The organism is Paracoccus sp. SY (assembly GCF_002901215.1).
Classification (GTDB): Bacteria; Pseudomonadota; Alphaproteobacteria; order Rhodobacterales; family Rhodobacteraceae; genus Paracoccus; species Paracoccus acridae.
Window position 1 is genome coordinate 1 of sequence record NZ_NWMQ01000093.1, and the last position, 5,005, is coordinate 5,005.

At 59.1% G+C, this 5,005-nt stretch carries 3 protein-coding genes; 1 reads left to right on the forward strand and 2 read right to left on the reverse strand.

Annotated features, from left to right (window positions below):
• Both CK944_RS21375 and CK944_RS21380 read right to left on the reverse strand, forming a co-directional pair.
• A partial coding sequence (locus tag CK944_RS21375) for a response regulator (RefSeq protein WP_371411692.1) occupies positions 1-239 on the reverse strand: 239 nt, incomplete at its 3' end.
• A 53-nt stretch (positions 240-292) separates the two neighbouring features.
• On the reverse strand, positions 293-868 hold the full coding sequence (locus CK944_RS21380) for a hypothetical protein (RefSeq protein WP_103175070.1): 576 nt from the start codon (positions 866-868) through the stop codon (positions 293-295).
• Positions 869-1,459: 591 nt separating this feature from the next.
• Between CK944_RS21380 and CK944_RS21385 the strand changes: the two genes are divergently transcribed.
• Positions 1,460-4,960, forward strand: coding sequence for a peroxidase family protein (locus CK944_RS21385; RefSeq protein WP_103175071.1), 3,501 nt, complete (start codon positions 1,460-1,462; stop codon positions 4,958-4,960).
• The last annotated feature ends 45 nt before the right edge of the window (positions 4,961-5,005 follow it).

Genomic DNA, 5,005 nt, shown 5'->3' on the forward strand with positions numbered 1-5,005 from the left:
TCCATGACATCGCCGCTGTCTTCTGAAACAGTCAGGACGATCACCTTGGTTGGAAACTGCATCCTGGCCGTTTCCTCAAGCGCGACGAGGCCCAAACCAGGAATGTTGAGGTCAAGCAGCAGAACGTCCGGGATCAAGGCTCGAACAAGGTCGACAGCCTCGGCGGCAGTGGCGCCTTCGCCCACCACCGTGATGTCGTTGTCGGCGGCGCCGATGGCATGAATGATGCCTTCCCGCACAAGGGGATGATCATCGACGACAGCGACCCTTATCATATGGGGCATTGGACACCTCAGACATCTGTTGGAAAATGGCCGGTCAAGGTCACGTCCTTGCCCGGAACGTTGTCGACGGAAAGATTGCCGCCAAGGCTGATGATGTGCTTGCACAGCCGTGCCTGGAACATCGCCAGCAGCGATGTCGTATTATAGTAAAGTTCGGCGACGGCACGGATGGTTCCTTCGGCATTGCGGCGGAGCGGGAGGTAAACCTCCAGCATCTTCTGGCCCGGGCAACTCTCCTGGTCGCCTGATCCGTTCTCGAATTTGACGCCTACCGTGCCGCCAACTGCCTTGGTCGATCCCTCGGTTACAGGAAGCTGCTCCGAGATCAGACTGGGGTCGGTATCGAAATCAATTCGACCCTTCGAGGTCCATACCTTGGCCTCGACCAAGTTCAAATCCGTTACCGGAAATGCAATTTCCCGACCCATGCCTTCGACAGTAGCGGCCGAGAAGCTGCCACTGCGTTCCAATTTAGGAAGATAATCCCAGAAAGACTGTCTGAAATAAACGCTGGAGCGGTTGCCAATATCTTCCTTGATGGTCGCTTCGAAGCGCAGCTGTGTCCACTGCCCCAGGAGCGCCATGCTTGGTATCAAAAGAACTGCACATATGATGTGGAATTGCCGGGAGAGAGTTAGCGATGACCACCAAAGGACTGCACTGGAACTGCCCATCGACTAACCAGGATCCACTTACAACTTCTGACTGGGACAATAGACCAAGCCAAATCGAACTCAAAACCCAAACTTTATTGTCTAAGGAAAATTGACAACTAGGAACGGTGCGAATTGCTAAATATTAATTTCGTGTTAAGGTTGCATCGGCGCCCTGGTTTCCTTTAAAACGACCTCCAGTAACAGTTCAGGAGAAAAGATTTGCTCATTTGATCAAACCTTTGTAAGAATTTTCCGTTTTTCCCTACAATTTATAAGCGAAGGTCTTAAGACCAAATACTGAATATCTCATGGACTTATGTGGTCCTTGTCATGCAAGCGCAATGATTTTAACGCTGCTCTTCAGGGAAGAACACTTCATCAACATCAAGGATATTTCGGTCCGAACGGGCCGTCCGGAGGGTGCTGTCGGGCGCCACCACGCTTGCGCTTGAGGACAGCGGCCACTGATCCCTGCTGCCATGACGTGCTTCCCAACTCGGTTCAGGGAAGGGTAGAGCCATGTCAACGAGTTTCCATGTCAACGCTCACGATCTTCAGTTCATCCTGAAGCAGATCAAGGTTGCCGAGCTTCATGCCGGGGGCATGACGACCATCGAGGCCATCCAGCAGGTTTATGGCGTGTCCGCCCAGGACGCCGCTCTGATGCCCGCAGGCCTTCGCACGGTTGATGGCCGCGACAACAATCTGCTGCCGGGGCAAGAAGACCTGGGAGCGAGTGGTACCCCATTTCCGCGCCTGACAGACCCGGTCTACAGCAATGACCAGGACGGCGACAGCATTCCGATCGGCGCACCAGGCACACCGGACCTGACAAACACCAACTATGGTCAAAGTGGCAATGTCGTGGATGCGGATCCACGAACGATTTCCAACCTGATCGTGGACCAGACAGCCGGCAACCCGGCGGCGGTCTATGCGGCGCTGAAGGTGTTAGGCATCACCGGGACCGAGGCCACGGATGCGGTGAATTCGATCACTTCGGCTCATCATGCGACGTTGACAGCGGCTTCGGTCAACAACACCGCCAGCGTGGCAGTGGTCACGGCGCAGAACAATCTTTTGGCTGCGACAACGGCCCACAGTGCAGCAACCACGGCGGATGCCGCAGCCGACTTAGCCGTCACCACCCTGTCCAGTGCGACAACCCAGGCGAACGAAGCCGTGGATGCCGCTCAGGCGGCTCTGGCCGCTGTGAATGCCCTGGTCGTGGCGATCCTGGCAAACCCCGCTGACCCGAACATCCCGACGCTCTACCAGGCGGCCGTGGACGCCGCCTCTGCCGCCGCCACCCAGGCGTCCGACGTCGTCACTGTGCTGGGCAGCGATGCATCCCAGGAGGCGCTTGATACGCAAAGTGCAGCGCAAGATCTGCTGACTGCCCTCGACACACTGGACGATAACGGCTCTGTCGATGGGACCGACCTGAGTGCAGTCACCAACGCAGCGACTGCCTATAACCCGATTGCGGCAAACGGCGGCACGGCGCAGGACAGCGCAGACGCCCTGGCCGTGGCCACGGCCGAAGCCCAGGCCGAGGCGGCAGAGACTCAGGCGGCCGTGGACCAGACCACCGCAGCTCGTGACGCTGCCCAAGAAGCTTATGACACGGCAGTCGCCAATGCGGGCACGGCTGCGGGCGGCTATCAACAGGCCCAGGCATTTCTGGAAAGCCTGATGGACAAGTACGGACTGGAGGTCGGCCCGGAAGGCGGCATCCGCATCGAGAACGTCTCGCCGGATATCGGGCTGACGCCCTCGTTCAACAACCTGTTCACCATCTTCGGCCAATTCTTCGACCACGGACTGGATCTGGTTAGCAAGGGCGGCAACGGGACGGTGTACATCCCGCTGGAGGCCGACGATCCGCTGATCGCCGGAGCCGACAAGGTGTTTGGCACCGCTGACGACCTGCCGGAGCGGCTTCGGTTCATGGCGCTGACCCGCGCCACCCCGGACGGCGACTCGCATACCAACATGACCACCTCCTATGTGGACCAGAACCAGACCTATACCTCTCACGCCTCTCACCAAGCTTTCCTGCGTGAACAGGTACGACTGAACCTGGACCTGAATGGCGACGGTGTCGGCGACGGGTTCAAGGCCTATTCGACCGGGCGCCTCATGGACGGCCAGATGCACGGCACGATCGGAACTTGGGCGGATGTCAAGAAACAGGCTCTGGACGTTCTGGGCATTCGGTTGGAGGACACGGACGTCCACCGTGTGCCACTGCTGAAGACCGACCAGTACGGCAACCTGATCTTGGGCCCGAACGGCTATGCCCAGATGGTCATGGCGCCCGATGCCACCCACGCCCAACCCTGGTTCAAGGAAGGCACGGCTGCTGGGATCGGCACGGCAGGCAGCGTGGCGGCAGGCCCGGCCTTCCTGGACGACATCGCTCACAACGCTGTGCCGGTGGTCACTGGTGGCGTCCTGCAGCCGGACAACGACGATGAGGTGGGCTACTCGGGTGGCGTGAATACGCGTGGTCAGAACACCGCCTATGACGACGAGTTGCTGGATTCGCATTTCGTCACCGGCGATGGCCGCGGGAACGAGAATATCGGCCTGTCCGCCGTCCATTCGGTGTTCCACGCCGAACACAACCGCATCGTCGAGGAAAACAAGCACACCATCCTGAACAGCAAGGACATAGCCTTCATCAATGAATGGCTGCTGGAAGACATCACCGCGCTTCCTACCCCAGACCAAATCGACGACTTGAAATGGGACGGTGCCAGGATGTTCCAGGCGGCCCGTTTCTCGACCGAGATGCAGTATCAGCACATGGTGTTCGAGGAATTCGCCCGGCGCATCCAGCCCGCCGTCGATCCCTTCGTGTTCACCAACACCGCCGATATCGACCCCTCGATCGTGGCAGAATTTGCCCATGCGATCTACCGCTTCGGTCACTCGATGCTGACCGACACGGTGGACCGGGTGGACAACAACCTGAACCCGATCAACGCCGCAGACGGCGAACAGCTTTCGTTGATCGAGGCCTTCCTGAACCCGCAGGCCTATATGGGCACCGCGGACAACTTCAACGACATTCAAGGCGCCATCCTGCGCGGTCTGTCCGAGGACGTGGGGTCTGAGATCGACGAATTCATCGTCCCGGCGCTCCGCAGCAACCTTCTGGGGCTGCCGCTGGATTTGGCGGCGCTGAACCTCGCCCGGGCGCGCGAAACCGGCGTTCCGTCGCTGAACCAGACGCGCGATCAGCTTTATAACGACTTCGGCGTCGCGGATCTGAAGCCCTATGAAAGCTGGAGCGACTTCGCCCAGCATCTCAAGAACCCGGTGTCGCTGATCAACTTCGTGGCGGCCTATGGCTCGCACAGCTCGATCACCTCGGTGGACTCGCTGGAAGCCAAGCGCACTGCCGCCACCCTGCTGGTGTTGGGGGACACCGACCTTAACGGCAACGGCACGATCGAGGCGAATGAAAAGGCACCGTCCGACCGAATGGCGTTCCTAAACGCCACGGGCGCCTATGCCAGCAGCGCCACTGCGGCCCATGGGCGCGGCGGCCTAAACGACATCGACCTATGGGTCGGCGGTTTGGCCGAGAAGCTGAACGAATTCGGCGGGATGCTGGGATCGACGTTCAACTTCATCTTCGAATACCAGATGGAGCAGCTTCAGAACGGCGACCGGTTCTATTACCTGTCGCGCGTTCAGGGCCTGAACCTGCTGGATGCGCTGGAAGCCAACAGCTTCGCCGACATCATCATGCGCAATTCGTCGATGGGCGACAAATATGCCCCGCACATGTACGGCCACGCCTTCCTGACGCCCGACATGATCCTGGAACTGGATCGTGGCATCGCGCAGCGCGACTACCACGACGAAAGGGACGGCGAAGAGGACAGCAAGGACCCGGTGTGGGACGATCCTCTGCTGCAAAACATCGATCCCAAGGTTATTCGCCACTATAACGGCGCCACGACCGTGATCGAGAANCATCGATCCCAAGGTTATTCGCCACTATAACGGCGCCACGACCGTGATCGAGAACGGCAAGACGCATGATGTCGG